This is a genomic window from Cohnella soli, from assembly GCF_042655525.1.
In the GTDB taxonomy this organism is placed as follows: Bacteria; Bacillota; Bacilli; order Paenibacillales; family Paenibacillaceae; genus Cohnella; species Cohnella soli.
The window spans coordinates 66,987-91,318 of record NZ_JBHSMI010000029.1 but is presented as its reverse complement, the minus strand read 5'-3'; the positions used below and the strand labels follow the sequence as shown (position 1 = coordinate 91,318).

Sequence of the window (24,332 nt, the reverse complement as noted above, 5' to 3'; positions counted from 1 at the left end):
TCATGTCTCGGTCGCGTATTCCCCGCGCTTGGTGGCTAAGCGCCGCATTGTACGGAGCATCGCTGTTCTACTTGCTGTTCCAGGGCGGCAAAACGTCGCTTATGTTATTCATGATTCTTAACGCTCTTGCGGTCTATTTAATGCTTGGCAGGTGGAGCGGTATCGGCGGCGTGCAAGGCATTCGCCAGACGGATGCAGGCAGCGGAGCAGGCGCCATACTCAGCGCCGGCATGAGGTTGCAAGTCAAGCTACGGATGGCCATCCCCGGTTTCTGGCCACTCCCATACGTCATCGTGCGGGAGAGGCTCGTCCGTTCGATGGGCGGAGACGCCCAACTGTATGAAATGTCGTTCGTGCCCGATTACCGCCGGCGCGGAGAAGTGAAATTCGAAACCGCGCCGCTTCGCAGAGGACGTTACGAATTTCAGGGAACGGACTGCTCTACCCGCGATATTTTCGGCTTGTTCGAGCATCGCGGCTCGTTCGCCCAACCGATGAAAATCCAGGTGCTTCCGCGCACGATACAATTGAAAGACTGGCGCTTGTTCCGGCGCTCGCAACGCGGCGTGTTCCAACATACGCTCAATTCGCTGTGGGCGAGGGAGACAACGCAGATCGACGGTGTACGGGAATACATTCACGGCGACCGTCTGTCGAGAATCCACTGGAACGCTACCGCCAAGACGGGGCAATGGAAATCGAAGGAATTCGAACGCGAAGCGCTGCCGCGCGTCTTGTTCGTTCTGGACCGCAACACGGCGAGTTACCGCTCCTTGGATCAATTCGAGCTGGCCGTGTCGGTCGTTGCTTCTTTGCTTGAATTGACGATTGCCAAAGGGATGCCGATCGGATTCGCGTCTTCCGGAGAAACGTCGCGTTGGTTCGGCGAAGGCCGCTCGTACGTGACGCGCGACGAAGTGTTCCAGCATCTGATCGACGTGGAAGCGGACGGAAAGCAGTCTTTGGGCGATGTGCTAGTCCAGGTGGCGGAGCGTTACGAACCTGGCATTCACGTCGTCGTTATCGGCCCGTCGAAGGACAATCGGACCGTCGCAGCGATGCAGGCGCTTGAAGGCAAGCGAATGATGCCGAGCATTGTCCATATCGATTCGGTTCACGCTTTGCCGGAAGAGGCGGCCAAGCTCCAGCAATGGCAGATGTTGTGTCAGTCGAAGCAGTGGGAGTTCAGCTCCGTTTCACAGCTCGATAAGTTACCTCAGGCGTTGGGAGGTGCATCGGCTTGAAGTTGTTAGGAAACGCTCGCTTCTGGAGAAGTCTATTTCTGGAACGCCTTCATCGACTGTTGGCGGTGGCCATCGTTGTCCAGTTGATTCAATGCTTCTCGGATACTTGGTGGGAAGAAACGTACGCAATCATCTATGGTATGCTTGGCGTCACGGCGATAACGGAATTGCTGTTCACCCGTCTGCTTGGCTTGCGGCTGTTGGTGCAGATTGCCGCTTTAATCGGTTTCACGATATGGAAAATGGAAGTGACATGGGGAGGATGGCCGCTCAGTTGGCGGTCGTGGACGGAGATCGAACGCTTTGTGACGTTTCACTCCGATCAATTTCACCCGTTCTTCGAGCTTGGCATCGGCACGTTGGCGCTTGTCCACGTGTTTTCATGGGTCGGCTCGCGACGGGCGGGCGCGGTGCTTGTTATCGTTATGTCTATCGGTTTGATGGCGGCGATCGATTCGTTCTACCCGCTCGAGCTGTGGCATAACATCGCCTGGATCGTCGTCGCAGGTCTTGCATGGCTAGTCGTCATTCATCTCAGACAGTTGCAGGAGCGCCATCCGGAAAGCTGGGAGTCGCTCGCGCAGCGTCCGCTCGATATCGCTTTTCCAGCGGTGCTCGTCATTACGCTTGTGCTGCTCTCCGGCATCTTCATGCCGCGCGCACCGGTTGTTCTCCAAGATCCTTATACGATGTGGTCCGAGTCGCAGGGCAAAGCGGTTACCGCGTTACCGGGTGAAGGCGGCATACAGAAGATCAACATCGAAAGCAGTAGCAAGAAAGGTTCTTCTTTATCGGGGTACAGCCGCGACGACCGGAAGATCGGCGGAAGTTTCCAGTTTGATTACTCTCCTGTCATGACGGTGACGACGACGCAAGCCAGTTATTGGCGCGGGGAAACGAAAGCAATCTATAACGGCAAAGGCTGGGCAGATACGAAACAACCGACGCTCGTACCGCTGCCGGTCGGCGGCGACGCGAAAATGAAAACCGTCCCGGAGCGCTCGCCGGAAGCGAAGACGAAAGAAGTCGTCCAGACGGTCAAGATGGAGCGGAAAGATAAGTTGCCCGTGCTGTTCGGAGCGGGATCGATCTCTGCCGTCTCCGAGCTGAAAAGCGACAATAATGCCGGGTTAAGGTGGAACGCGGTCGAAGGCGAAGCAAGATGGAACAAATCTGCCCGAGTCGAAAGCTACACCCTCGTATCTGAAGTGACGGTGTTGGACGAGCAGGGGTTGCGGCAAGCGCCTGCACCTTCGTCCGAATATGATTTCTCTCCGTACCTTCAATTGCCGGAAACGTTGCCGCAACGCGTTCGCGACTTGGCGGCGGAGAAAACGGCCGATGCGACGAACAGCTACGATAAAGCGAAAAAACTCGAAGAGTTTCTGAAAACGACTTTCCCTTACACGAATACGCCGGACTTGACGAAGATGACGAATCGGGCAAACAGCGATTTCGTTGACGCGTTCCTGTTCGAAATTCAGGAAGGATATTGCGACTACTTCTCGACTTCGTTCGTCGTGATGGCCCGTTCGATCGGCCTCCCGACTCGCTGGGTCAAAGGGTATTCGACAGGGAACGATGTGCAAGCGTCCGAACGGGCCCGGTTTATGGACCGTCTCGAGGATCGCGATCCGACTAGATCGGGTACGTACACCGTTCGCAACGCGGACGCGCACTCTTGGGCGGAAGTCTACTTCGAAGGTTACGGCTGGATCCCGTTTGAGCCGACTTCCGGCTTCAGCGTTCCGCAGCCGCTTCCCGAAGGAGAAACGATCACGCCGGATCCGAGCACGGACACCGAAACGACTCCGGTTGATACTAAAGTGGCAACGAACGACAACAACTGGTTCGTTGTGGGCGCCGCGATCGGAGTGTCGCTTGTGCTGGCCATCGCTGCCGTATTCCTGTATCGCAGCCGCCGCGCGCATCAACTGTGGGAACGAATTCGAACCCGCGGACATTCGCCGAGCCAGCGCGCAGCCCGAGAGATGGAGAAGCTGCTCTCTTTCCTTCAGCGCAAAGGATTGCGCAGAGAGCAGCATGAGACGATCCGGGAGACGTTTAATCGTTGGGGCGACCGCTTCGGATCTTTGCGGGCGGAGTTCGACGGCGCGATCGTCAGCTTTGAGAAAGTCCGCTACGGGCAAGAATCGGGCGACAGCGTCCAGTTGAATGAATTCACCGCCGCAGCGGAGAAAATTCGCAAAGGTTTCTAGCCGATTCCCGCGCATTGGAAGTTCACGTAGCAGCGGATAAAAACAGCAAGGGCGAGCCCGACATGTTCGGGCTACCCTTTTTTATTTTTGCAAGGCCGGGTGGGGTATGGTATATTTTGAGGAAGATTAGGGCGTGTCTGAATACTCCGAGGGCAGCAGATTTGGCCGAATTTTCGTTCCTCGGGTTTTCAGACACGCCCTAGCCGAAAATTTCGGTGACAGACAGGAGTTATCAAGCTAGATGTTTAAGCGTTTGCTACCCGATCAGATCGTGAACACCGTGTTCGATATCGATATCGACGTTTTGCGGAAACAAGGGGTTCGGGGGATCATTACCGATCTCGACAACACCCTTGTCAGCGCCAAGACGCCGCTTGCGACGCCCGAACTTGCCAAATGGCTTGACTCGGTCAAGGAACTCGGGTTCAAAGTCGTGATCCTATCCAATAATAATGAATCGCGCGTCGGCAAATTCGCGGAGCCGCTCGGCATCCCGTTTATTCCGATGGCTCGCAAGCCCGGGGGAGCGGCATTCCGCCGGGCTTTGGCGCTTATGGATTTGCCTGCGGACAAAGCGGTTGTCGTGGGCGACCAGATGATGACGGACGTACTTGGCGGTCGCAGAGCCGGGCTTCATACGATTCTCGTTACGCCGATCGCCTTGAGCGAGGAAGGCTGGGCGACCCGCATCAATCGACGCATCGAGAAGATTGCTTTGCGCAGTTTGCGTAAGCAAGGACTGTGGCCGGTCAAACCGAACGAGCCGGACAAGGAAGGACGATGACATGGCGAGTACGCCCCCTATGAACGTTCCCCGCTGCGCAGGCTGCGGCATTCCGCTGCAGAGCGAATCGCAAGCGAGACCGGGCTTCGTGCCCGAATCTTCCATTGGAAAGGAAGAGGCCGTATGCCAGCGGTGCTTCCGGATTAAAAATTATAATGAAGCGTCGTCGGTGACGGTCGACCAGGACGAGTTCCTGAAGCTGCTCGGTAGCATCGCTTCAACGAACAGTCTGGTTGTGCACATCGTCGACTTGTTCGACTTTCAGGGCAGCTTGATTTCCGGGTTGCAACGATTCGTCGGCAGCAATCCCGTGCTTCTCGTTGTGAACAAGATCGACTTGCTTCCTCCGGTCACGAATTGGAACCGACTGCGCAACTGGGTGCAGAAGCAAGCTCGCGAGGAAGGGCTTAAAGTCGTTGACGTCGTGCTTTGCAGCGCGCGCCGCAATATCGGCTTCGATCGTGTCGTCGAAGCGGTTACCGCTCATCGGGGGGACCGCGACGTATACGTCGTCGGTGCGACCAACGTCGGCAAGAGCACGCTGATCAATCGGCTTATTTCCGAATACAGCGATCTGAAGCGGGAGCTTACCGTGTCCAGGTACCCAGGCACGACGCTTGATGCGGTTCATATTCCGCTCGATGACGGAAGAAGCATCATCGATACGCCGGGCATTGTGTACGGATGGCGAATGTCCGAAATCGTTCCGCGCAAAGATCTGGCCGCGCTTCTTCCGGACAAGCCGTTGAAGCCGCTGACCTATCAATTAAACGAAAAGCAATCTTTATTTATCGGGGGATTGGCCCGGTTCGACTTCGTCGAAGGGGAGCGCCAGTCGTTTACGTTTTATTTGGCTGGAAGCATGAACGTCCATCGGACGAAGCTCGAACGGGCGGATGAGTTGTACGAGACTCACAAGGGCGCGATGCTTAGCCCGCCAAGCCTCGAGGATTTGGCCTCGATGCCGCCATGGACGAGACATCGATTGCGCATTCCGGCGAACGTCCAAAAGGATATTTTCATATCCGGCCTTGGTTGGATTCAGACGAACGGCAAACAAGGCGCGACCGTAGATGTGCATGCCCCGCGCGGTATTAAAGTGATGCTTCGCGACAGCCTTCTTTAACGATAGCCGCTGCGTGCCTCTTTGGGAGAGGGGAAGGACGAATGGAACGGAATACCGATTCTTATCAGTTAGATAGCCATACAATTCTTTACGGTGTCATCGGAGATCCGGTGCGCCATTCCAAGTCACCGGTTATGCTAAACCGGGCGTTCCGCGAAACGGGGCTGAACGGTGCGTATGCGGCGTTCCATGTCAAACCTGAAGAGCTCGGGCAAGCGATTGCCGGCGTTCGCGCGCTCGGGTTTCGGGGGCTAAACGTGACGATTCCGCACAAAGTCGAGGTTATGGCGCATTTGGACGAGATCAGCGAAGGCGCTCGGGCGATCGGTGCAGTCAACACGATCGTGAACGACGGCGGACGTTTGATCGGCTACAACACCGACGGCATCGGATACGTCCGGTCGTTGAAGGAAGAAGCCGAGCCGAACTTGTCCGGCAAAACGATCGTTGTTCTCGGCGCCGGCGGCGCGTCCCGCGGTATTTTGTGGGCGCTCGCTCATGAGCAGCCTGCGGCGATTTTGCTCGCGAACCGCACGGAAGAACGCGCGGTGGAGCTTGCTTCGGCTTTTTCAACGGACTACCGAATCTCGGCGATTCCGTGGTCCCGCTTGCAGGCGGCATGCGCCGAAGCGGATGTCGTCATCAATACGACTTCCGTTGGCATGTCCCCGAAAGTGGGTGACGTACCGATCGACCCGTCCTGGCTGAAGCCCGGAGCCGTTGCCAGCGATTTGATTTATAATCCGCTAAAGACCGCTTTCCTCCAACAGGCTGAAGCGCACGGCTGCCGCGCCCACGGCGGTCTCGGCATGTTCGTCTATCAAGGCGCCTATGCGTTCGAATATTGGACCGGCGCTCCCGCCCCCGTCGCGGCGATGCGCGAGGCGGTTCTGCAGTCGTTCGGCCGGTGAATTGCACCGGATTAATAAATAAAACATTTTAAGATGACTCGGAAAGGACGGAGAAAAAGGGATTGGTACGGAGAGTTTACGTCCGCCTTTAAAATCGAGTGGCCACCTTAATCTTTAATTCAAGCCACTCGATTTTAACCAGCGGCGGAGTGCCAACCCTTTTTTGCAGTCCACATACCCGAGCCGTCGGATTCCCCACATCACTCGAAAGCAGGAATAACATGCTAACAGGCAAACAAAAACGTCACCTTCGCTCGCTTGCCCACCATCTGACCCCGATTTTCCAAGTTGGCAAAGGCGGCATTAACGATCAAATTATCCGTCACATCGAAGAAGCGATCGAAGTGCGCGAGCTTATTAAAATTTCCGTACTCAACAACAACTCTGACGATCCGCGCGAAATCGGCGAAGAACTTGCCGAGAAATCGCGCTGCGAGCTCGTTCAGGTCATCGGCAAAACGATCGTTCTATACAAAGAATCGACCGACCATAAAGAAATCGAATTGCCTCGCTAATCAACATTAAACTTTTTGAATTACCTCTATTCAGATCAAGTTCAAAAAGTTCGATGTTCAGCACCGAGAAGGTTGGATGAAGCTAGGGCGTGTCTGAATACTCGCTCAGGGGCATCTTTCACCGCCTTTCCGCCCCCTGCTTCGTCACTTTTGCTCGACGTACCCCCGGTACGCCTTCACAAAAGTTCCTTGCATGGAACGGAAATTCGGCAAAATCTGCTGCCTAGGAGTATTCAGACACGCCCTAGGGAATGAGGAGCGGAGCGTAGGCAAAACCTACGTGAGCACCGGAAGTCCCGTGCAGCATTCAAGATTCGAAGTCGAATAAACTTCTCGAAACTACATCGTGATCAACATCGGACTTTTTGAACAACCTCTCAAGAGGAAAGGCGGAAATGCATGCGTAAAATCGGTCTTCTCGGAGGCACTTTCGACCCCGTTCACAACGGACATCTGATGGCGGCGGAAGCAGCTCGCGAAGCGGCGAAACTCGATGAAGTGTGGCTGATTCCGACGCTCGTGCCGCCCCACAAGCCGCAGCCCGGCACAGATGCCGCAAGCCGCCGGCGGATGCTCGAAGTTGCGGTCGCGGACAACGACAAGCTCCGCGTGGAAGATATCGAGCTGATGAAACAAGGCACATCTTACACGATAGATACCGTTACCGCGCTGCAAGAACGCCATCCCGATATCCAGTTTTATTGGATCGTCGGGTCGGATATGCTTCAAGACCTGCCTCATTGGCGGCGCATCGAGGAGCTTGTGGATCGCGTCAGTTTCATCGGTCTGGAGAGACCCGATCAACCGTCGGATGATTCGGAGCTGCCCACGTTTATTCGCAGAAAGTTGAACAGGGCGGGCATGCCGCCGATGGGCATCTCCTCCACGGACATTCGGCGAAGGGTGAAGGATGGGCGCTCCGTTCGCTACATGCTCCCCGAACCGGTTCGAGAATACATGCAAAGGAATGGCCTTTATGGATCTTGACAAATTGAGGGAAGCCACTCGCGCGCAAATGCCGGATAAACGTTGGAAACATACGCTGGGCGTCGTCGATACGGCGATCGCGCTGGCGGTTCGGTACGGGGGACATACCGAGAAAGCCGAACTGGCCGCTCTGCTGCACGACTACTCGAAAGCGTGGGCGACCGATCGGATGGAGACGATTATCCGCGAACAATCGCTGCCTGCGGACCTGCTCGTCTATGATAAGGATCTCTGGCATGCGCACGTTGGCGCTTGGGCGGTGGCTTCCGAGCATGGCATCGCAGACGAGGAAGTGTTGGACGCGATCCGCTACCATACGTCGGGCAGGGAAGGGATGACGCTGCTGGACAAAATCGTCTGCCTGGCGGACTACATCGAGCCGGGGAGAGACTTTCCGGGCGTCGACGACATTCGTAAACTCGCGGAGAGCAGCCTTGAGGAAGCGCTCGTCGAAGCGTTCGGTTCAACGATCAAAGTGCTCGTCAAGCGCGGAAAGCGGATTTTCCCGGAGACAGTGGCGGCGCGGAACGATTTGATTATGCAGACGAAAAAAGCTTAACTATAGGAATACAGAAAATGAACGATCGAGAATACGGAGGCTGAGACATGGCATTAAACTCGAATCAATTATTGAAAACGGTCATCGGAGCGGCGGAAGAGAAAAAAGCGCATGACATCGTCGCCCTTAACTTGCAAGGCATTTCCTTAATCGCCGATTACTTCGTGATCTGCCACGGCAACTCTGACACACAAGTGTTGTCGATTGCGACCGAGATTCGTAAAACTGCGGAAATTGCGGGCGCGAAGGTAAGAATCGAAGGCGCCGATACGGCGCGTTGGGTGCTCGTAGATATGGGCGACGTCGTCGCTCACGTCTTCCACAAGGATGAAAGAGAATTTTATCATCTCGAGCGACTTTGGTCTGATGCGAAGTCAGTGGAGATCGTATGAATCTGATCGCCGGAACCTTGCAACGATTACTGGTGCGTAGAGAAGTGTCCCCTTACGGATGGTTTCTCGGCTTCGGTGAAGCGGAAGGGCCGGAAGTTCATCTCCCGTATGGAGAGGTAGTCGGCGAGCGGCCGGCAGTCGGCGCGGAAGTTGAAGCGTTCCTTTTCCACGACGATAAGGAACGGCTGACCGCGACGCTTCGCAAACCGTTGATCAAGCTCGGAGAAATGGCGCGGCTTGCGGTCGCCGATTTCCATCCGAGTTTCGGCTTTTTTCTGGAGATGGGCATCGGTAGACAGTTGCTGCTTCCGCTTAAACAATTCCCGCCCGAACGGAAAAACGTTTGGCCGCAAACCGGTGACGAGTTGTTCGTGGTGATGAAGCACGATAAGGAAGGCCGGATGCTGGCGAGACTGGCAAAAATCGACGATTTTGCTTCTCTCGTGTTTCGCGCGCCAACGACTTGGATGAATGAATGGCGGGAAGGCTGGGTTACTGATGTGTTCAGGGACGGGGTTTTTACTCTCGTCGAAGGCGGCGTACTCGGCTTTGGGGCACTTGGGTACGTGAACAATGCGTCAATGAACCATCCGCTTCGTATCGGCCAGAAATTCAAGGCGCGCATTACGCAAGTTAGGGAAGACGGACGTGTGTCGATGAGCTTGAAGGCAACGAAAGAAATCGGCAGATTGGAAGACGCCGATCGTATTCTGGCTTTCCTGAAGGAGAGGCCGGGAGGCGCGATGCCTTATTCGGACCAGACAAGCGCGGAAGATATCCAGCGTCGTTTTCAGCTCAGCAAGTCCGCATTCAAGCGGGCACTCGGCAAGCTGATGAAAGAAGGGCTGATCCGGCAAGAAGGCAATTGGACGCGTCTGATCGCGCCCGAAAGCTCGGAACAGACGGAAGAAAATCCGCAGTAACGACGTTTCAGATCGAGTGGGAATTGGAGAGAACGATATGCGCACCTATCGGCAGTTTGCGGCCGTCTACGATCGTTTGATGGAGGAAATGCCATACTCCGAGTGGATGAATTTCGCCAGGCGGTGTTTCGAACGATACGGCATACCGAAGTCGATCGTCGACCTCGGCTGCGGCACCGGCAATTTGGCGATTCCGCTAGCCCGTTCGGGATTCGGCGTTTTCGGCATCGACATTTCATCGGAGATGTTGTCGGTAGCCCGCAGCAAATGGGACGAGCCGACCGCAAGGGGCGGTTATCGCGATGAACCCGGCACAATCCGCTGGCTGCAGCAGGATATGCGCGATTGGGAATTGCCCGAAGCCGCGGACGCTGTCATTTGCTTCTGCGATTGCTTGAACTACCTGACGGAAGGGCACGACGTCGCTGCGGCCATTCAAGCCACGTATGAAGGTTTGGCGCCGGGCGGGCTCTTCTTGTTCGACGTCCATTCACCGAGGCAGTTAGAACGTTATGCTGAAGAGCAGCCGTTCGTGTACGACGAGAAAGACGTCGCTTATTTGTGGACTTGCGATTACGATCCGGATCGAATGGAAATCGAGCATTCGCTTACATTTTTTATTCAGGAGCCGGGGACAGCTGCAAGCGGTGCGGGTGCGTTGTACAGTCGGTTCGAGGAGTCTCACGTGCAACGAGCATACGACCCGGAATGGATCGCCGAGCGATTGGGAGAGACGGGCTTCGAATTGCTCCATCGTGTTGCGGATTTTACGTGGGATGCGCCGACGGCCGAATCGGAAAGGCTATTTTTCGTCGCCCGCAAGCCGAAATAATAGAAGAAAGGGCAGTCCGAACCGGATACGGTTTGGAACTGCCCTTTCGTTATGTTGGGAACCGTAATCAACGGCTTTCTGGCGGGCGTCCGATGAAAGGACAAACAACCTACCGGAACAGTACTTGCCGGCGATCCTCCGCCGCCCGCTCCATCGCCAGGCGTCCCAGCTCGCGAATCGGACGAAATGCGAGTCCGCTCCCGCGAATGCGATAGACAGCCTCGGAAGCCGACACCGGCTCCAGCTCGGAAAGCTCGAAGGAAGTTTCCGAAGCATTAGCGCCGCCGATACTTCCCAGCATCAACGCTCCATGATACAGGCTGCGGCGATCGGGCAGCGATCGGGCGTTCAGTGTGTTTTCCCAGCGCAATTCCACCGGCATGCTCATCTCCACAACCGTTCCCGTCATCGGGATTCCCGTCCATTCGACGAAGCCGGCGGAGAAGACCGGCTGTGCGTCTTGACCGTTCACTTTCAACCTTGCCTTCTTTGCGTCGGACCAGGAGGGAAAGAATATTTTGGCGGTTACGGGCACGCCGATCGTCGATTCTCGTATCTCAAGCCGAATAGTGCCTTCATACGGATAGGCTGTCGTCTGCATGGCCGTCATTTGACCTCCGGCGAGCGTGATCCGCATTTGACCGTTTTGCGGAAACGGCAGGGCAAAAGCTCCGCGCTCCTGATCCGTGAAGCAGCCATAGCCGATTGCTCGGGACAGGCCGTCGCCGCCCCGCATTGAGCAGCACCAATAGGCTTCGAACAGGCCGGTCTTCGGTTGAAGCCATTCGTCGTGCGCCCCCGCGCAGCAGTCGCATCCGAAACCTCCGTTCGGCCGCTGCCCGTAGCCGAGACCGTTGTACAGAATGCCTTGCGCCAGCTCCAAGTAGGAAGCTTCCGCCGTATGTTTCCACAGTTCCACCGCAACGATGAAGGAGTCGACGACCGCACAAGGCTCCGTCCACTCCGGTCGGCCGAACCAGTTGTAATTGGCGTAATTTTCCGTCATTCCTTCCCGAGTGTAGAGAGAGAAAACGGTCTGAGCCAATTGCAGCAGAGAGGCGTCTCCCGTCGTGTCGTAATGGCGCAAAATCCCCCTCAGCGCCGACAGTGTCGCGTGCGTCTGAAAGGACAATCCGGCAAGGTCGATCCTTCGGAAATTGGCGATCATTTCTTCTATCAGTTCGGCCAGTTCTGGCCACTTCAGCAATTGATACGCATGGGTTGCCCCGTCCAGAAGGATAAACGCGCAACCGACATCGGTGGACAAGTACCATTCTCCCGCACGACCTTCCAGCAGACTCCCGATCGCTTCGCCGCCGAACTCCCCCTTCTCCGTCACTCGAGCTTCCGCCTCTATAGGATACCGGTTGTACAAGCCGCGAACCGGCAGCAGCAAATGCCGAACGACGTCCTCCAGCACGCGAAGGGAAGCGTCGTCGCCCTTCCATAAATGATGTTCCGCCATCGCCCGCAGCAGCCAGCTGTGACCGGACAATTGCTGCTCGTCCGCCAAACCCTCCCCGTGAATCGTTCCGAAATACCCTTTGGCATTCAGTCGTTCGGGAAGCCACTTCATGATTTCAGCCAAATACAGAGGCTCCCTGCCAGTCGATTGCGCCAGCATGACCAGCGCGAGAATCGTTCGCCCTTCCCAATCGCCGGGCCAGGAATAGCCGCCCTCGCGAAAGACGCGCGGACAGCGGTATTCCTCCGTCTCCAGCCGATCGTAATTGAGTATCGCCCTTTCGTACATATCCCCGTAAACCTTTATTTCCTTCCAGTGGGCCGTTTTCATCGCCATTCCCTCATTTTCAGATGAAAATAAATTGCTTTTATTATTGAAACCTACTATTCATGATAAAAGGGTTTATATATTCTATAAATAGAATATATGCGAGATGGAGTGATAAAATATTGCTCTTTAACATGAGGGATTCACAGCCGAGAACCATCGGATTCCAGTATCCCGATCGTTCCGTCATCACGATGCGGCTGGAAGGGATCGGTTGGGAGAAAGCGGAGTCGGAAGCTTATCGTTGGCACGGAATGAAAAGAGGACAAGAGGGCGCCGCGATTTTTCAATATACGCTGTCCGGCAGGGGAGAGCTTCGAATAGGCGAAGAAGTTCATTCGCTTCCGAAGAACCGGGCTTTTCTGCGCACTATTCCGGGCGACCATGAATACTACTTGCCGGCCGGAGAGCCGCATTGGGAATTTTTCTTCGTAACGGTTCACGGTGACGACGCACTGCGGCATTGGAGAGTTCTGGAACGAAAGTTGGGCCCGATATTCGAGCTTCCTCCCAAGTCCGTTCCCCTGGAGGTGTTGTCGTCGCTATACGCCGATATCGCCGGATCGTCCATCTCCGATCCCTATGAAATATCGGCCACGCTGTACCGATTCGTGCTCGAGCTTCACCGGTTCGCCGACGCGGGCAGTCAAGTCAGGCGCGATGACATCCCCGAACCGCTAGTGCAAGCCGTTGCCGTCATTCGTAATCGCTTTCATGAAGATTTGTCGCTCGATGAGCTGGCGGAGGCATCGGGGTTGACGAAGTACCACTTCTGCCGCTCCTTTCAGAAATACTTCGGAATCAAGCCGATGCAATATGTCCGCAAGATCAGAATCGAACGGGCCGTCTGGCTGCTTAGGCATACCGACATGAAAATTTCCGTGATCGGCGAAGCTTGCGGCTTCGCCCACAGCAATTATTTCATCAAAACGTTCAGGAGCATTATCGGTTCGACGCCGGGAGATTACAGGTTGAAATCCGGCCTTCCCGGTTTTGACCGCATGGAGGTGGAACTCAGACCCGATGCAGATTAAAGGGAGATTGACGTTGTATTTGATTTTGTTTTCCGTCGTTCCGCTCATTGCGGTCAGTCTGTTTCTCTACCAGTTGGCTTCTTCGGTCGTGCAGACGCAGGCGGAGAAATACGCCGGAACGGTGCTGCTTCAGACGACTTCAACGGTAAATCAACTGATGGACGATGTCGTTAATGCCAGCGTAAAGCTGGTAACGGATCCCGTCGTGCAGAATGACGAAGCCCCCGATCAGGAGGAATTCGCCCGAACCTTGAGATACCGCGGTATCGAGAAGCTGATGAACAATGTCGTCATGGCGCAGCCGGAAATCTCCTCGATGTATTTGTGCCTGAACAATTCGGATCTGATCAGCGTGGGAACGCTGAACGTTGCCGGCAAGAGACCGGACTGCCGCGGCACGAATACGTATAAGGCGGCTTTGGACAACAATCTAATGCCTTTATGGATCGGTATGCACGAGAACGAGTTCGATGAGGGCACGGTATCCCGGAACCGTTATGTCATTACGCTGGCCAGAACCGTATACAGTCCGGACACTTACAAGCCGCTCGGCGTGCTGATGATCAACATCGAAGACGGGACCATCAAAAACAGCTTTCAGGCGGGATTCGACGGGGAGACGGCGGAATTCCTCGTGACCGATACGCGGAAGAATGCGATTTACGTCAAAGATCCCGATCGTTATGGAACGAAGCTAGAATCGCGATACCTCGACAGGGTCGTCCAAGCGAAGGCGTCGGGAGGTTTTGCCTGGAAAGACGAGGGAGGCGACCGGAAATACATCAGCTACGTGTATTCGACCAAGTCGGACTGGATCTACGTGGCGGAGCTTCCCATGAATTACATCACCCGCCATTCCCAGCTCATTTTCAAAACGACGGCGGTCGTTGTCATCGCTTGCATCGTCATTGCGATACTGGCCGCATACATGCTCGCGCGCAAATTCACCGACCCGATCAAAAATTTGCTGGCGTCCATCCGCCGCGTGAAAGACGGTCAATTCAACCAAACGCTTCATACGAAGCGCAAGGACGAGATCGGCGTGCTGACCCAAAGCTACAACGGCATGATCCTGGAAATCCGGAACCTGTTGATTCGGCTGGACACGGAGAACGTCATGAAACGGCGGGCCGAACTGGATGCGCTCCAGGCTCAAATTACGCCGCATTTCCTGTACAACTCATTGAATTCCATCAAGTCGCTGGCCCGTTTGAACGGACAGAGCGTAATCTACCGGACCGTGACCAGCCTGATCGGCTTGCTGCAGTTAAGCATAAGCAAGAATACGGTGTTTCTCCCGATTCGGGAAGAGCTGGAGATGACGAAGCATTATTTGGAGCTGCAAAATATCCGTTATCCCAACCGATTTCAGGCGCTGTTCGAAGTGGAGGACGGGCTGTCGGACTGCTCGACGGTAAAGCTCATTTTGCAGCCATTGGTCGAGAACGCAATCGTACACGGGGTAGATTTGAAGGACGGCGGAGGCATTATCGTCATTCGGATATACCAGGATAACCTGGATATCGTCATGGAAGTGGAAGACAACGGCAAAGGGATGGAGGAGGAGGCGCTGAAAATGCTATTGAAGGAACAGCCGAGGGAAGGCCGGCTCACTTTCGGCGGCTTGGGCCTACGAAATGTAAACGACCGCCTTAAGCTTCATTACGGGGAAGGCTACGGCATTTCGTTCCGCAGCGCTCTAGGTTCAGGCTTTACCAGCACCGTCCGAATTCCGCTTCACCCTTTTGTAACTCCATCACAGCTGGGAGGTTGAGGACATCATGTACAAAGTTATGATCGTCGACGACGAATATTACGTTCGCATGGATCTGCGAATGATGATCGACTGGGCCGGACACGGCTTTCAGTTAACGGAAGATGCGGTTGACGGCCAGGACGCGCTGGATAAAATTCATCAATGCAGACCCGATATCGTGTTGCTGGACATCGGCATGCCCGGCATGAACGGAATCACCCTGCTTTCCCGATTAAAAGAAAGTCAATTTCAGGGGCAGATCGTCATTCTTAGCTGCCACGACGATTTCAACTACGTGAAGGACGCCTTGCTGCTGGGCGCCCAGGATTATTTGCTGAAGCATACGCTGGAGCCGGACATTCTCGAGAAAACGCTGGAAGATGTCGTCGGAAAGCTGGAAGGAAACCGGCAGCGAAACGAACAGGTAATCAAATGGAAACATCTCGAGGCGCAATCCTTGCAGATGGAGAGGAACCAGTTTTTCGGACAGCTGCTGCACGGATACGCGGCTGCCAATCGGAACTCCATTGCAGAAAGGCTGAACCGGTTGGAGCTGCGGTTCTCCTTGACGCACAGCGTGGTCATGATCGTGAAAATTCATGAAGAGCCTAGCGCACAAAACCGCGGCCAATCGTCCGAGCCTGTCAGAGCGCAGGTGGCCGAGGAAATCAACCGGACATATTTGAACGCGGACGCCGGTTATTGCTATGCGGCCGAGGACGGAGAATTGGTGCTTATTCTCGGCTTCGAGAGCGTTCCGAGCTTCTTGTATTTGCAAAATTCGCTGCACGAGCAGTCCAACGGAATACTAGCGCTTATTCGAGAGCGTTTCGGGCTCGGGGCTTCCATTGGAATCAGCGGCCACTGCTCGTCCACGGAGCATATCGCCGACTATTACCTTCAAGCCAAAGCCGCCATCGCCGGCGTTTATTTTATAGGGAAGAACAGAATTATCCCTTATTCGGAAGTGAGCGACTATTCGAGGAAACCGTCTAAGAGCTTTAAGGAATATGAAGAGCTGTTACTTAGGGAACGGAGAGATCCTCTGGAGATCGCCGGCGTCGTCGAGGAGATATGCAACGGCATTATTGAACAGAAGGTTTCGCTGGAGGAAGCGAAAGCCTTCTATTTCGAATTTGTCTCCTTCATCAAGAAACAGCAGCGAGACTATGGCATTTCCGAGCAAGAGCTGTTTGAAACCGGCCGTTCTCCTTATGAAGCCCTGAATGGAATGGAAACGGCGGAAGAGGCTAAAATCTATCTGACGAAAGTGATGTTGCGGTTAAGCGAACTGCTGCCGATCGGCTCCAGCGGGAAATATCGGCCGGAAATCGCCCAAGCGATCGCGTATATGAAAAACCACTATGCCGGCGATCTCTCGCTGGAAGTCGTCGCCTCTACGGTCAATATGAACAGCACATATTTTTCCAATCTGTTCAAGAAAGAAACCGGGCAGAACTTCGTCGCCTTTTTGCAAAGAATCCGGTTGGAGAAAGCCAAAGCGCTTCTCAGAACGACGCACGATAAGGTTTACGATATTGCCTCGCAGGTGGGAATCGACAACTACCATTACTTCTGCAAAGCTTTCAAACAGTTTTCCGGCATGACTCCGATCCAATATCGCACAAAAGAAAAGCAATAAACGCCAAAAAAAGTGCATGCAACCTCTGTAAAAAATGCAACATTCCCTAAAGGAAGTGAAATAGAAAGCGGTTACATTTGAAGTATACTGACAGGGCAGCAGAATTAACGCTTGAAAGACTACCAAGAGAGCAGGGGGAAAACAGGAATGGTTGGAATAGCGGTAAACGGAACGGGCCGCCTGCTGCGGCTCGGAATGACGGTTGTTCTCGCGGGGGCGCTTCTCGCGGGATGCGCGAAAAACAAGGAAGGAGGCAGTTCGCCGTCTTCCTCGGCGGCGCCGCCTGCGTCGGGCACGGAGTCGGCTCAGCCGTCCGGCGAGGATCCGAAAGAAACGCTGGAGTACAGCTTCTACCAGGAGAACGACTCGCCGCCTACGTTCGCGGACAATCCGAATGACGTGCTAACGCCGATCGTCGAGTCCAAATTTAACGTGAAAGTGAGCAAAGTGCTGTACAACCAGGGCTCTACCTTCAAGGAAAGATTTAACATGCTGCTGGCCACGAACGATCTGCCCGACGTGATCTACGCGCAGTCCAATGCGCCGATCGTCGCGAGCAGCGGGCAGTATGCCGAACTGGGAGACCTCATTAAGCAGTACATGCCGAATTTGCAGAAATACGGCTCCATGGACACTTGGCGGGATTCCTACTTCAACGGAAAGCTGTACTCCATTCCGGCCCTTTGGGTCGATACGTCCCTGCAGAAGTTCAACGATATTTACTCGCTTCCGGCTAGCAACTGGGGCTTGGTTATTCGGGAAGACATTCTCGATAAGCTGGGGTATAAGTACACGCCGCTAAAGGAAATCGAGAAGAAGGTTAACGAGACGCAGCAGAAGCCGACGTACGACGATTTCAAAATCGAGCCGGCGATTGCGACGCCCGACGACCTGTACGAATTTCTGAAAAAGGTCAAGGCACTGAATCTGAAGGTCGGCAACAAGGACGTCATTCCGCTGTCGATTCCGTGGTGGGCGCAGCACCATCTGGCCAATATGTTCGGAGTAAGCAGCGCCTGGCAGTATCATGAAGACGACAACACCGTGTCTGGCACGCCGTTCGGGGACAAATACGGCAAGGAATACTTCCAGTTCCTGAACAAGCTGTACAGCGAGAAGCTGCTCGACCCTGATTTCGCCATCCAGAAGGATCAGCAGTTGGCCGAGAAGGAAGCGAGCGGTCAAGTAGCCGTCGCGCTCGTGCTGATGGGCGACCTCAACGCCATTCATACGGGCATCGACAAAATCGCGCCGGGCAAAATGTTCCACCATATCCCGATGCCGGGTAAGGAAGGGATCGCCCGCAATGGCATCGATGCGTTTAATCCGGCTGCGTTCCAGTTTTTCATCAAGAAGGATTTCAAAGACATTCCGCGACTGCTGCAATACTTCGACTGGTTTTTCTCGGACGAGGCGCTCGATCTGAAAATTTGGGGCCCGGAAAGCCTTGGCCTGTGGGAGATGAAAGACGGCAAGAAGGTGTTCAAGGACGAAGCGCTTCATCAGGCGCTTATCGAGAACGCGGAAGGCGGCATCGCCGACGACCAGTATTACAAAAAAGGTCTCGGACGATACGGATTGCCGAAACAGTATTCCAAGGCGTTTAGCGCCGCGCCAGGTCTCGTCGGCTACAATCCGTTTGACTGGGAGCGGAGCTATCCTTACAAAGTGTCGGATATTTTCGCAATGTCTTCCGCTTACGTAACGACGGGCGCGCTGGAGCGGGGCGGCAAGCTGCTCGCCGGCGTCGACGATCTGACGAACGGTCCGGGCAACTGGCTGTGGTCCGACTTCTACAATAACAAGTCTTCCAAGCTGTATGCGGTTAAACCGGGCAACTTCGACAAGAACTGGGAAGAGTTGAAAACCGAGTTCATGAAAAAGACGAAATACGACGAAGCCCGGACGGAGATGGAAAATGTCTTTAAGGAACGCGGATTGTTGAAATAATCGGTTTCCGGCCTTGCTCCTGCTTCGTTTCCGGGGCAAGGCCGGATTTCTCTCCCTATTTTTTTCGATAGAGAAGGAGTGGCAAGATGCTAGCCAACAGGGCAGGAGGATTTATCAAGACGCTTTACCGACAGAGAGTGCTTCTGTTGTTTTTGCTGCCGGCCATCGCTTTGGTTTTGGTATTCAACTATATCCCCATGTTCGGTCTCGTGATGGCCTTTCAGGATTATCGCATTCTCGACGGCTATTTCGGCAGCGATTTCGTCGGGTTCGACCATTTCAAGGAATTTTTCGCTTCTCCCGATTTTTATCGGGCGCTGCGCAATACGCTCGCGATCAATTTGATCTGCTTGGCCGTCGTGTTTCCCATGCCGATTATTTTCTCCATCCTGCTCAATGAACTGGTCAGCTCCAAACTGAAAAAAACGATTCAAACGATCACCTATTTGCCTTACTTCATTTCCTGGGTGGTCGTCGGCGGTCTTTTCTATAAGCTTTTGGAAAGCCAGTCCGGCGTCGTGAACGTGTTGCTGCATTCCCTCGGAATGGAGGACATCCCGTTCTTTCGCGAGCCGCACTATTTCTGGCCGATCATCGTGCTCGCCACGATCTGGAAGGGAATCGGCTGGAATTCCATTCTGTACTTATCCGCCATCAACGCCATCGACCCTCATCTCTTCGAGGCGGCCGAAGTCGACGGGGCGAACCGGTTTCAACGCATGCTGCACATTACGGTGCCGGGCATTACGGGAACGGCGGTATTTTTGTTCATTCTGACGGTGGGCAGCCTGATCAACGGCAGCGGAGGAGCAAGCGGTTCGCTCGCTCCGAATTTCGAAGCGCTGTGGAATTTCCGCAACGCGCTCGTGGCGGACAGATCGGATGTGCTCGACATTTACGTCTACCAGCAAGGGGTTCAAGGCGCTCAGTATTCCTATGCGGCCGCGATCGGCGTTTTCCAGTCGTTATTGTCCATTTTGCTTATTTTCGGCAGCAATTCCTTAATCAAAAAATGGCGCGGATCGGCTTTGTTCTAGTCGCAGAAGGAGAGATACGATGACCTTGCATCTGAAGTTTCGCTGGTTCGACGCCGTTGTGGGCACTTTGTTCCTGCTTCTGTGCTTTCTGACGATTTACCCGTTTATTTACGCGTTATCCTATTCTTTCAGCAACGGGCAGTCGGTGTTGACGAGTACCGTATATTTTTGGCCGATCGATTTTACGATAGAGAACTATAAAACCGTGTTCGCCAACAATTCGATTCTCGACGCTGCCGTCATTTCCGTGCTGAAGACGGTGGCGGGAACGGCAATATCGCTGCTCGTGACGGCTACGGCCGCCTACTCGGTTTCGAAAAAAAATCTCGTGCTCAAAAAATCGTTCCTGTTCTTTTTCGTGCTGCCCATGTACGTGTCCGGCGGACTGCTGCCGTTTTACATTCTGATTTACAACCTCGGGCTGATGAACACCTTTCTCGTCTATTTGCTGCCTGGGGCATTCAGCGGCCTGTTTATGTTTCTGATGAAAGTGTACTACGAGGCGCTGCCCGGAGAAGTGGAGGAGTCGGCCAGAATCGACGGGGCGGGAGACTTCCGGGTGTTCCTGAAAATCGTCGTTCCCCTCTCGTTTCCCGTATACGCCACAGTGGCGTTGTTCGTCGGCGTGGGACAGTGGAACGCCTGGTTCGATGCGATGCTGTTCGTGAGCAACACCCATCTTCATCCGCTTCAGCTGCTGCTGCAAAATATTTTGCGGGAAGCCGAGGTTACGACCTTCTCCCAAGTGGCTGCGCTCAGTTCGCCTCAAGCGGTGAAAAGGACGTCCGTAGAGACGCTCAGGATGGCGACGCTGATGGTGACGACGTTCCCGATATTGTTTATTTATCCGTTCTTCCAGAAGTATTTCATTAAGGGGGTCGTGCTCGGTGCAGTTAAAGGATAAGGGCTGGCAAGTCGGCGAAACTCGGCTGACGCAATTCACGAACGACAACGGAGTTTATCAGGATGGCAATGTGGCCCTGTGCCGGGATGCCGAAGGGACGCTTTGGGGGCTGGTCGGCCATGTTCATCTCGGCGGAATCACCCTGTGGAGAGGCACGTGCATTGACGATTTGGCGAAAGTATGCGAGGTGACGTATCGCTTTCGGATGGGGCGCGCCGGAGAAGCGTTTCACGGGCTGGCTTATCCGGACGGCCCCCGTTCGCGGGGGAAAATCTGGCCAAACGGACTTTGGATCGATCCCGACGACGGCCGTTTTTATTGTTACGTGCACAACGAGACGGCCTGGGGAGCGGAGGATACGTCCTATACCGCTTTTGGCTTGCAGGAGGGAGAACCGGATTTCCGCCATATCGGCCTTATGATTTCCGACGATCAGGGAAGGTCGTGGGATTTCGCGGGATGGATTCTGACCTCCGCCGAGCCTTGCTGGACGGAGCTGTTCCGTCCGGACGGGATGGAAGGAGGCCAATCGATTGACAGGTTCGTGCTGGGGGCGGGCGATTTCTGCTTCTATCCGAACGAACGCGACGGCTATTTCTATATCTATTATTCGCAAATTACGGTCGATCGGGCGAACGAGGTCAAGGGAGACCATATTTATGCGGCGCGGGCGCCGATGGCGGACAAAGGCTTGCCGGGAGAATGGCGCAAGCTGTACGAGGGAAGTTTCGCGGAGCCGGGGAATGGCGGGAGAGAAACGGCGGTCGTGTCGTCGGGCAACGTCCCGTTCGTCTCGTATAATCGTCACCTGCGGCGTTATATGATGACAAGCTACCGGCGCGAACTGTGGGTGTCGGGCAGGGGAGCGTGCCAGATTTCCTTTAGCGACGATCTGCTTTCCTGGAGCGAGCCGGTTCCGCTGGCGCTGGATCGGGAAGATTTGTCGCGGCCTTATTTTACGGTGTGCAACGGCGACCGGGAGGGTTTGATTCAAGACACGGAACGGACCTTTACGCTGCTCATCGAGACGAACGGGACGGACGTGTATCGGGCCGACGTACGGATCCCGGATTAACGGGAGGGGAGGTGAGGTCGGAAAAGGCTACTGGGCTTGGCCATCGGCAATCGTAAGAAACAGCTTTCTATCCGAGGAGAACGGGAGGCTTTTTTTATGAGAAAAACGATCGGAGCGCTGTTGGTGTCGGCATTGCTTGCCGGGACCGTTGTGCTTGGCGGAGGGGCGAACGCTGCGGGAGGAACGGACGTCGGAATTTGGTACAGTACCTGGTATTCGAAGCTGCCGGACATTCGCGGCGACTGGAGGACGGGGTTCGGCGGTTCCAGTCTGAATCAGTTCGTCGCGGACGTGAACGGGGACGGCAAAGACGATGCCGTCACCTTCAACGCCGGGGGCATCTGGCAGGTCGCGCTCTCGAACGGAAGCGGGTTTGGCGCGCCGACGCAATGGATCAGCGGTTTCGGCGCGGGATCCCAGGATCAGTTGCTGGCGGACGTGAACGGCGACGGTAAGCCGGATGCCGTCGCTTACTTCAACAGCGACGTCAACGGGGATAGCCAAGCGGGGGACTGGTATGTGGCGCTTTCGAATGGCGGCAATTTCCAGGCGGGCACCTTGTGGAAGTCGGGAGCCGGTTACAATGCGACAAGACGGATGCTCGGCGATGTGAACGGCGACGGGAAGTCGGACATCGTGGCATTCTTCGCCGCCGTATCCGGCGGGACATGGTCGGCGGCGTTGTCGGACGGCAGCTCGTTCGGCGCGTTTAATGTATGGAGGACGAATTTCGGAGGGGCCTCCAGCAATCAATTCGTCGCGGATACGAACAAGGACGGCAAGGCGGACGCCATCGTTTTCTCTTCGGACGGCAACTGGTTCAATGCTCTCTCGACGGGAACGTCTTTTGCGCCGGAAGCTTATTGGACCGCAGGGCATGGTTACGGTTCGGTCGCCCAATATGCGTATGACGGCAACGGCGATGGATTTGCGGACGCCTATGTGTATTTCAACGCGGATCTGATCTCGCCGGACGGCAAGACGGGCGATTACGTAGGCAGGGAGTATGCCCGTGACCTGAAAAAGATAGACTCGGGAGATACGTTGATGAATTCCGGGTTCGGCTATCAGGCCACGCGGTTCATGCACGGCAACGTGACGGGGGATATGTACGGATGGCAGGCCAACGTGGCGTTCTATGCCGGCGTGAACGGAGGCACTTGGAAAGTGGAGCGTTACCGGCAGAACGATTCGGTGGCGAGCGATACGTGGGCGGGGTTCTCGCCGAAGCCGGCGTTATTGTACAGACCGCTGACGCTCGGTTCCTATCAAACCTATGACAGCGGAGACGCGGCGGTCATCGACGAGCATCTGGCGACGATCGCGGACGCGAAGATCGATTGGCTGCTGCTCGACGAGACGAACGGATTAAACAACGTCAGCGGTGCGATCCTGAACCGGGCAGCGAGGCTGGCGCAGCGAATCAAGAGTTGGAACGACAACGCGGCCAATCGCGACATCCGTTACGCCTTCGCCATCGGTCGGGCGCAATGGACGCAAGACCCGCTGTCGATCGAACAGGAAGCGGGACAAGTGTGGGACGAATTCGCCAACCATCCTTCTTACGGCGGCTCGAATTACTATTATCAGTTGGACGGCAAGCCGCTGCTCGTCGTCTACGTCGGTGCTTCCGTGCAGAATGCGTGGCGGAATTATACGGGGAGCAAGGCTAACTCGAATCATTTCACAGTACGTTTCGCCAGCAACGCTGCCGCCGGCGAATACGGCTGGCAATTGTCTGCTGCGGGCACGGTCGACAACGACGAGGTCATGAACGTCATGCCGGGCTGGAACAATCATGTCGGCAACCTGCCGATCGTGAACCGGAACAAAGGGACGTTCTACAGCCAGCTGACGTGGGAACGGGTGTTGAATCGGCCGGTCAAACCGCGCATCGTCATGATCAACTCCTTTAATGAATTCGCGGAGGATACCGGTATTCAGATTGCCGATACGAGCGGTCTAGCCGCCACCTCGGAGAAATGGACGAACAGCGAAGGCGTCCTGGATCCCGCGATGTACTGGAACATGACGAAAAACTATATCCGTCAGCTGCAAGTGCCGACCTCCACTTCGAAAGCGTCATCCGGTTTCTCCAGTACTCAGGGCGCGAACGGCTGGTCCTACGAGGAATGGCAGTTCAGCGGGACGACGCGGATGATCGTACCGATGACCTGGGATGCGGGTAACTGCAGATGGAAGGGCGGCGCCACGTACGCCTTGATCGGCAACAACTGGCAGCATCCGGACGTCAATCGGCAATCGGTCCGCGTCTTTACGGCTTCTTCGGCCGGCTCCGTCACCGTAACGGGCAATATCGCCAAGCAAACCGCGAACGGCAACGGCGTACGGGTCCAAATCCGCAAAAACGATCAGGTTATCTGGCCGAGCGGAGGTGGTTATGTTACTGTAACCGACACGGCGGGCGTGACTCCGTTCCTGACGACAACGGTTGCAGTCGGCGACAAGTTCCAGTTTGTTCTCGACAGCAACGGCGCGATCGATTACGACGGGACGAACTGGAATCCTACTGTCACGTACAGCTAGAATCGGAATCGGAAGATGAAACGGCATCGTCTGCGCGATTAAGACGATGCCGGTATCCCGTTTGAAGCCGCTGGCTCGCAAACGTGGGTGGGGGACATTATCT

General features: G+C 55.1%; 20 protein-coding genes. 19 read left to right on the top strand and 1 reads right to left on the bottom strand.

Features of this window, described 5'->3' with window-relative positions; translation table 11 throughout:
- Positions 1 to 2 precede the first annotated feature (2 nt).
- The 11 genes from ACFPOF_RS20790 (at position 3) to ACFPOF_RS20740 (ending at position 10,492) form a co-directional block, all read left to right on the top strand.
- A complete protein-coding gene (locus ACFPOF_RS20790) occupies positions 3 to 1,244 on the top strand; it encodes a DUF58 domain-containing protein (RefSeq protein WP_378136216.1) in 1,242 nt (413 codons plus the stop codon).
- On the top strand, positions 1,241 to 3,463 hold the full coding sequence (locus ACFPOF_RS20785; RefSeq protein ID WP_378136215.1) for a transglutaminase TgpA family protein: 2,223 nt from the start codon (positions 1,241 to 1,243) through the stop codon (positions 3,461 to 3,463). The genes ACFPOF_RS20790 and ACFPOF_RS20785 overlap by 4 nt, the downstream gene beginning before the upstream one ends.
- A 241-nt stretch (positions 3,464 to 3,704) precedes the next feature.
- A complete protein-coding gene (locus tag ACFPOF_RS20780) occupies positions 3,705 to 4,247 on the top strand; it encodes a YqeG family HAD IIIA-type phosphatase (RefSeq protein WP_378136213.1) in 543 nt (180 codons plus the stop codon).
- A gap of 1 nt (position 4,248) precedes the next feature.
- The gene (gene yqeH / locus ACFPOF_RS20775; protein ID WP_378136211.1) at positions 4,249 to 5,373 is read left to right on the top strand and encodes a ribosome biogenesis GTPase YqeH; all 1,125 of its coding nucleotides are present in this window, start codon (positions 4,249 to 4,251) and stop codon (positions 5,371 to 5,373) included.
- A 41-nt stretch (positions 5,374 to 5,414) separates the two neighbouring features.
- Positions 5,415 to 6,284, top strand: a complete 870-nt coding sequence (gene aroE, locus ACFPOF_RS20770; protein WP_378136209.1) for a shikimate dehydrogenase — start codon at positions 5,415 to 5,417, stop codon at positions 6,282 to 6,284.
- 221 nt (positions 6,285 to 6,505) lie between these two features.
- Positions 6,506 to 6,799, top strand: coding sequence for a ribosome assembly RNA-binding protein YhbY (gene yhbY / locus ACFPOF_RS20765; RefSeq protein WP_378136207.1), 294 nt, complete (start codon positions 6,506 to 6,508; stop codon positions 6,797 to 6,799).
- A 399-nt stretch (positions 6,800 to 7,198) separates the two neighbouring features.
- Positions 7,199 to 7,786 (top strand): nicotinate-nucleotide adenylyltransferase, encoded by a 588-nt coding sequence (locus tag ACFPOF_RS20760; protein WP_378136205.1) that lies wholly within the window; start codon positions 7,199 to 7,201, stop codon positions 7,784 to 7,786.
- Positions 7,776 to 8,345: a bis(5'-nucleosyl)-tetraphosphatase (symmetrical) YqeK gene (gene yqeK, locus ACFPOF_RS20755; protein WP_378136203.1), complete on the top strand. Its 570-nt coding sequence runs from the start codon at positions 7,776 to 7,778 to the stop codon at positions 8,343 to 8,345. Before ACFPOF_RS20760 ends, yqeK begins: the two co-directional genes overlap by 11 nt.
- Before the next feature lie 47 nt (positions 8,346 to 8,392).
- Complete coding sequence (gene rsfS / locus ACFPOF_RS20750; protein WP_378136201.1) at positions 8,393 to 8,737, top strand: ribosome silencing factor; 345 nt, start codon at positions 8,393 to 8,395, stop codon at positions 8,735 to 8,737.
- A complete protein-coding gene (locus ACFPOF_RS20745; protein WP_378136199.1) occupies positions 8,734 to 9,660 on the top strand; it encodes a CvfB family protein in 927 nt (308 codons plus the stop codon). The genes rsfS and ACFPOF_RS20745 overlap by 4 nt, the downstream gene beginning before the upstream one ends.
- Before the next feature lie 37 nt (positions 9,661 to 9,697).
- Positions 9,698 to 10,492, top strand: a complete 795-nt coding sequence (locus tag ACFPOF_RS20740) for a class I SAM-dependent DNA methyltransferase (protein WP_378136197.1) — start codon at positions 9,698 to 9,700, stop codon at positions 10,490 to 10,492.
- Positions 10,493 to 10,601: 109 nt separating this feature from the next.
- Here the strand turns inward: ACFPOF_RS20740 and ACFPOF_RS20735 are convergent, their stop codons facing one another.
- Complete coding sequence (locus tag ACFPOF_RS20735; protein WP_378136195.1) at positions 10,602 to 12,287, bottom strand: glycoside hydrolase family protein; 1,686 nt, start codon at positions 12,285 to 12,287, stop codon at positions 10,602 to 10,604.
- A gap of 119 nt (positions 12,288 to 12,406) precedes the next feature.
- Between ACFPOF_RS20735 and ACFPOF_RS20730 the strand changes: the two genes are divergently transcribed.
- The 8 genes from ACFPOF_RS20730 to ACFPOF_RS20695 all read left to right on the top strand — a co-directional run bounded on the left by ACFPOF_RS20730 (position 12,407) and on the right by ACFPOF_RS20695 (position 24,229).
- The gene (locus tag ACFPOF_RS20730) at positions 12,407 to 13,318 is read left to right on the top strand and encodes a helix-turn-helix transcriptional regulator (protein ID WP_378136193.1); all 912 of its coding nucleotides are present in this window, start codon (positions 12,407 to 12,409) and stop codon (positions 13,316 to 13,318) included.
- Positions 13,308 to 15,092, top strand: coding sequence for a cache domain-containing sensor histidine kinase (locus ACFPOF_RS20725; RefSeq protein WP_378136191.1), 1,785 nt, complete (start codon positions 13,308 to 13,310; stop codon positions 15,090 to 15,092). Before ACFPOF_RS20730 ends, ACFPOF_RS20725 begins: the two co-directional genes overlap by 11 nt.
- 7 nt (positions 15,093 to 15,099) lie before the next feature.
- Positions 15,100 to 16,716: a response regulator gene (locus ACFPOF_RS20720; RefSeq protein WP_378136189.1), complete on the top strand. Its 1,617-nt coding sequence runs from the start codon at positions 15,100 to 15,102 to the stop codon at positions 16,714 to 16,716.
- Positions 16,717 to 16,863: 147 nt separating this feature from the next.
- The gene (locus ACFPOF_RS20715) at positions 16,864 to 18,666 is read left to right on the top strand and encodes a type 2 periplasmic-binding domain-containing protein (protein WP_378136187.1); all 1,803 of its coding nucleotides are present in this window, start codon (positions 16,864 to 16,866) and stop codon (positions 18,664 to 18,666) included.
- 86 nt (positions 18,667 to 18,752) lie between these two features.
- Positions 18,753 to 19,703, top strand: coding sequence for an ABC transporter permease (locus ACFPOF_RS20710; protein ID WP_378136186.1), 951 nt, complete (start codon positions 18,753 to 18,755; stop codon positions 19,701 to 19,703).
- 19 nt (positions 19,704 to 19,722) lie between these two features.
- Complete coding sequence (locus ACFPOF_RS20705) at positions 19,723 to 20,607, top strand: carbohydrate ABC transporter permease (RefSeq protein ID WP_378136184.1); 885 nt, start codon at positions 19,723 to 19,725, stop codon at positions 20,605 to 20,607.
- Positions 20,591 to 21,682, top strand: a complete 1,092-nt coding sequence (locus tag ACFPOF_RS20700; RefSeq protein WP_378136182.1) for a hypothetical protein — start codon at positions 20,591 to 20,593, stop codon at positions 21,680 to 21,682. Before ACFPOF_RS20705 ends, ACFPOF_RS20700 begins: the two co-directional genes overlap by 17 nt.
- A 96-nt stretch (positions 21,683 to 21,778) precedes the next feature.
- Complete coding sequence (locus ACFPOF_RS20695) at positions 21,779 to 24,229, top strand: FG-GAP-like repeat-containing protein (RefSeq protein ID WP_378136180.1); 2,451 nt, start codon at positions 21,779 to 21,781, stop codon at positions 24,227 to 24,229.
- The last annotated feature ends 103 nt before the right edge of the window (positions 24,230 to 24,332 follow it).

Coding starts and splice junctions, on each gene's coding strand:
- ACFPOF_RS20715 (WP_378136187.1), top strand. CDS start 16,864: ATGGTTGGAATAGCGGTAAACGGAACGGGCCGCCTGCTGCGGCTCGGA.
- yqeH (WP_378136211.1), top strand. CDS start 4,249: ATGGCGAGTACGCCCCCTATGAACGTTCCCCGCTGCGCAGGCTGCGGC.
- ACFPOF_RS20710 (WP_378136186.1), top strand. CDS start 18,753: ATGCTAGCCAACAGGGCAGGAGGATTTATCAAGACGCTTTACCGACAG.
- yqeK (WP_378136203.1), top strand. CDS start 7,776: ATGGATCTTGACAAATTGAGGGAAGCCACTCGCGCGCAAATGCCGGAT.
- ACFPOF_RS20740 (WP_378136197.1), top strand. CDS start 9,698: ATGCGCACCTATCGGCAGTTTGCGGCCGTCTACGATCGTTTGATGGAG.
- yhbY (WP_378136207.1), top strand. CDS start 6,506: ATGCTAACAGGCAAACAAAAACGTCACCTTCGCTCGCTTGCCCACCAT.
- ACFPOF_RS20735 (WP_378136195.1), bottom strand. CDS start 12,287: ATGAAAACGGCCCACTGGAAGGAAATAAAGGTTTACGGGGATATGTAC.
- ACFPOF_RS20745 (WP_378136199.1), top strand. CDS start 8,734: ATGAATCTGATCGCCGGAACCTTGCAACGATTACTGGTGCGTAGAGAA.
- ACFPOF_RS20790 (WP_378136216.1), top strand. CDS start 3: ATGTCTCGGTCGCGTATTCCCCGCGCTTGGTGGCTAAGCGCCGCATTG.
- rsfS (WP_378136201.1), top strand. CDS start 8,393: ATGGCATTAAACTCGAATCAATTATTGAAAACGGTCATCGGAGCGGCG.
- ACFPOF_RS20695 (WP_378136180.1), top strand. CDS start 21,779: ATGAGAAAAACGATCGGAGCGCTGTTGGTGTCGGCATTGCTTGCCGGG.
- ACFPOF_RS20725 (WP_378136191.1), top strand. CDS start 13,308: ATGCAGATTAAAGGGAGATTGACGTTGTATTTGATTTTGTTTTCCGTC.
- aroE (WP_378136209.1), top strand. CDS start 5,415: ATGGAACGGAATACCGATTCTTATCAGTTAGATAGCCATACAATTCTT.
- ACFPOF_RS20760 (WP_378136205.1), top strand. CDS start 7,199: ATGCGTAAAATCGGTCTTCTCGGAGGCACTTTCGACCCCGTTCACAAC.
- ACFPOF_RS20780 (WP_378136213.1), top strand. CDS start 3,705: ATGTTTAAGCGTTTGCTACCCGATCAGATCGTGAACACCGTGTTCGAT.
- ACFPOF_RS20705 (WP_378136184.1), top strand. CDS start 19,723: ATGACCTTGCATCTGAAGTTTCGCTGGTTCGACGCCGTTGTGGGCACT.
- ACFPOF_RS20720 (WP_378136189.1), top strand. CDS start 15,100: ATGTACAAAGTTATGATCGTCGACGACGAATATTACGTTCGCATGGAT.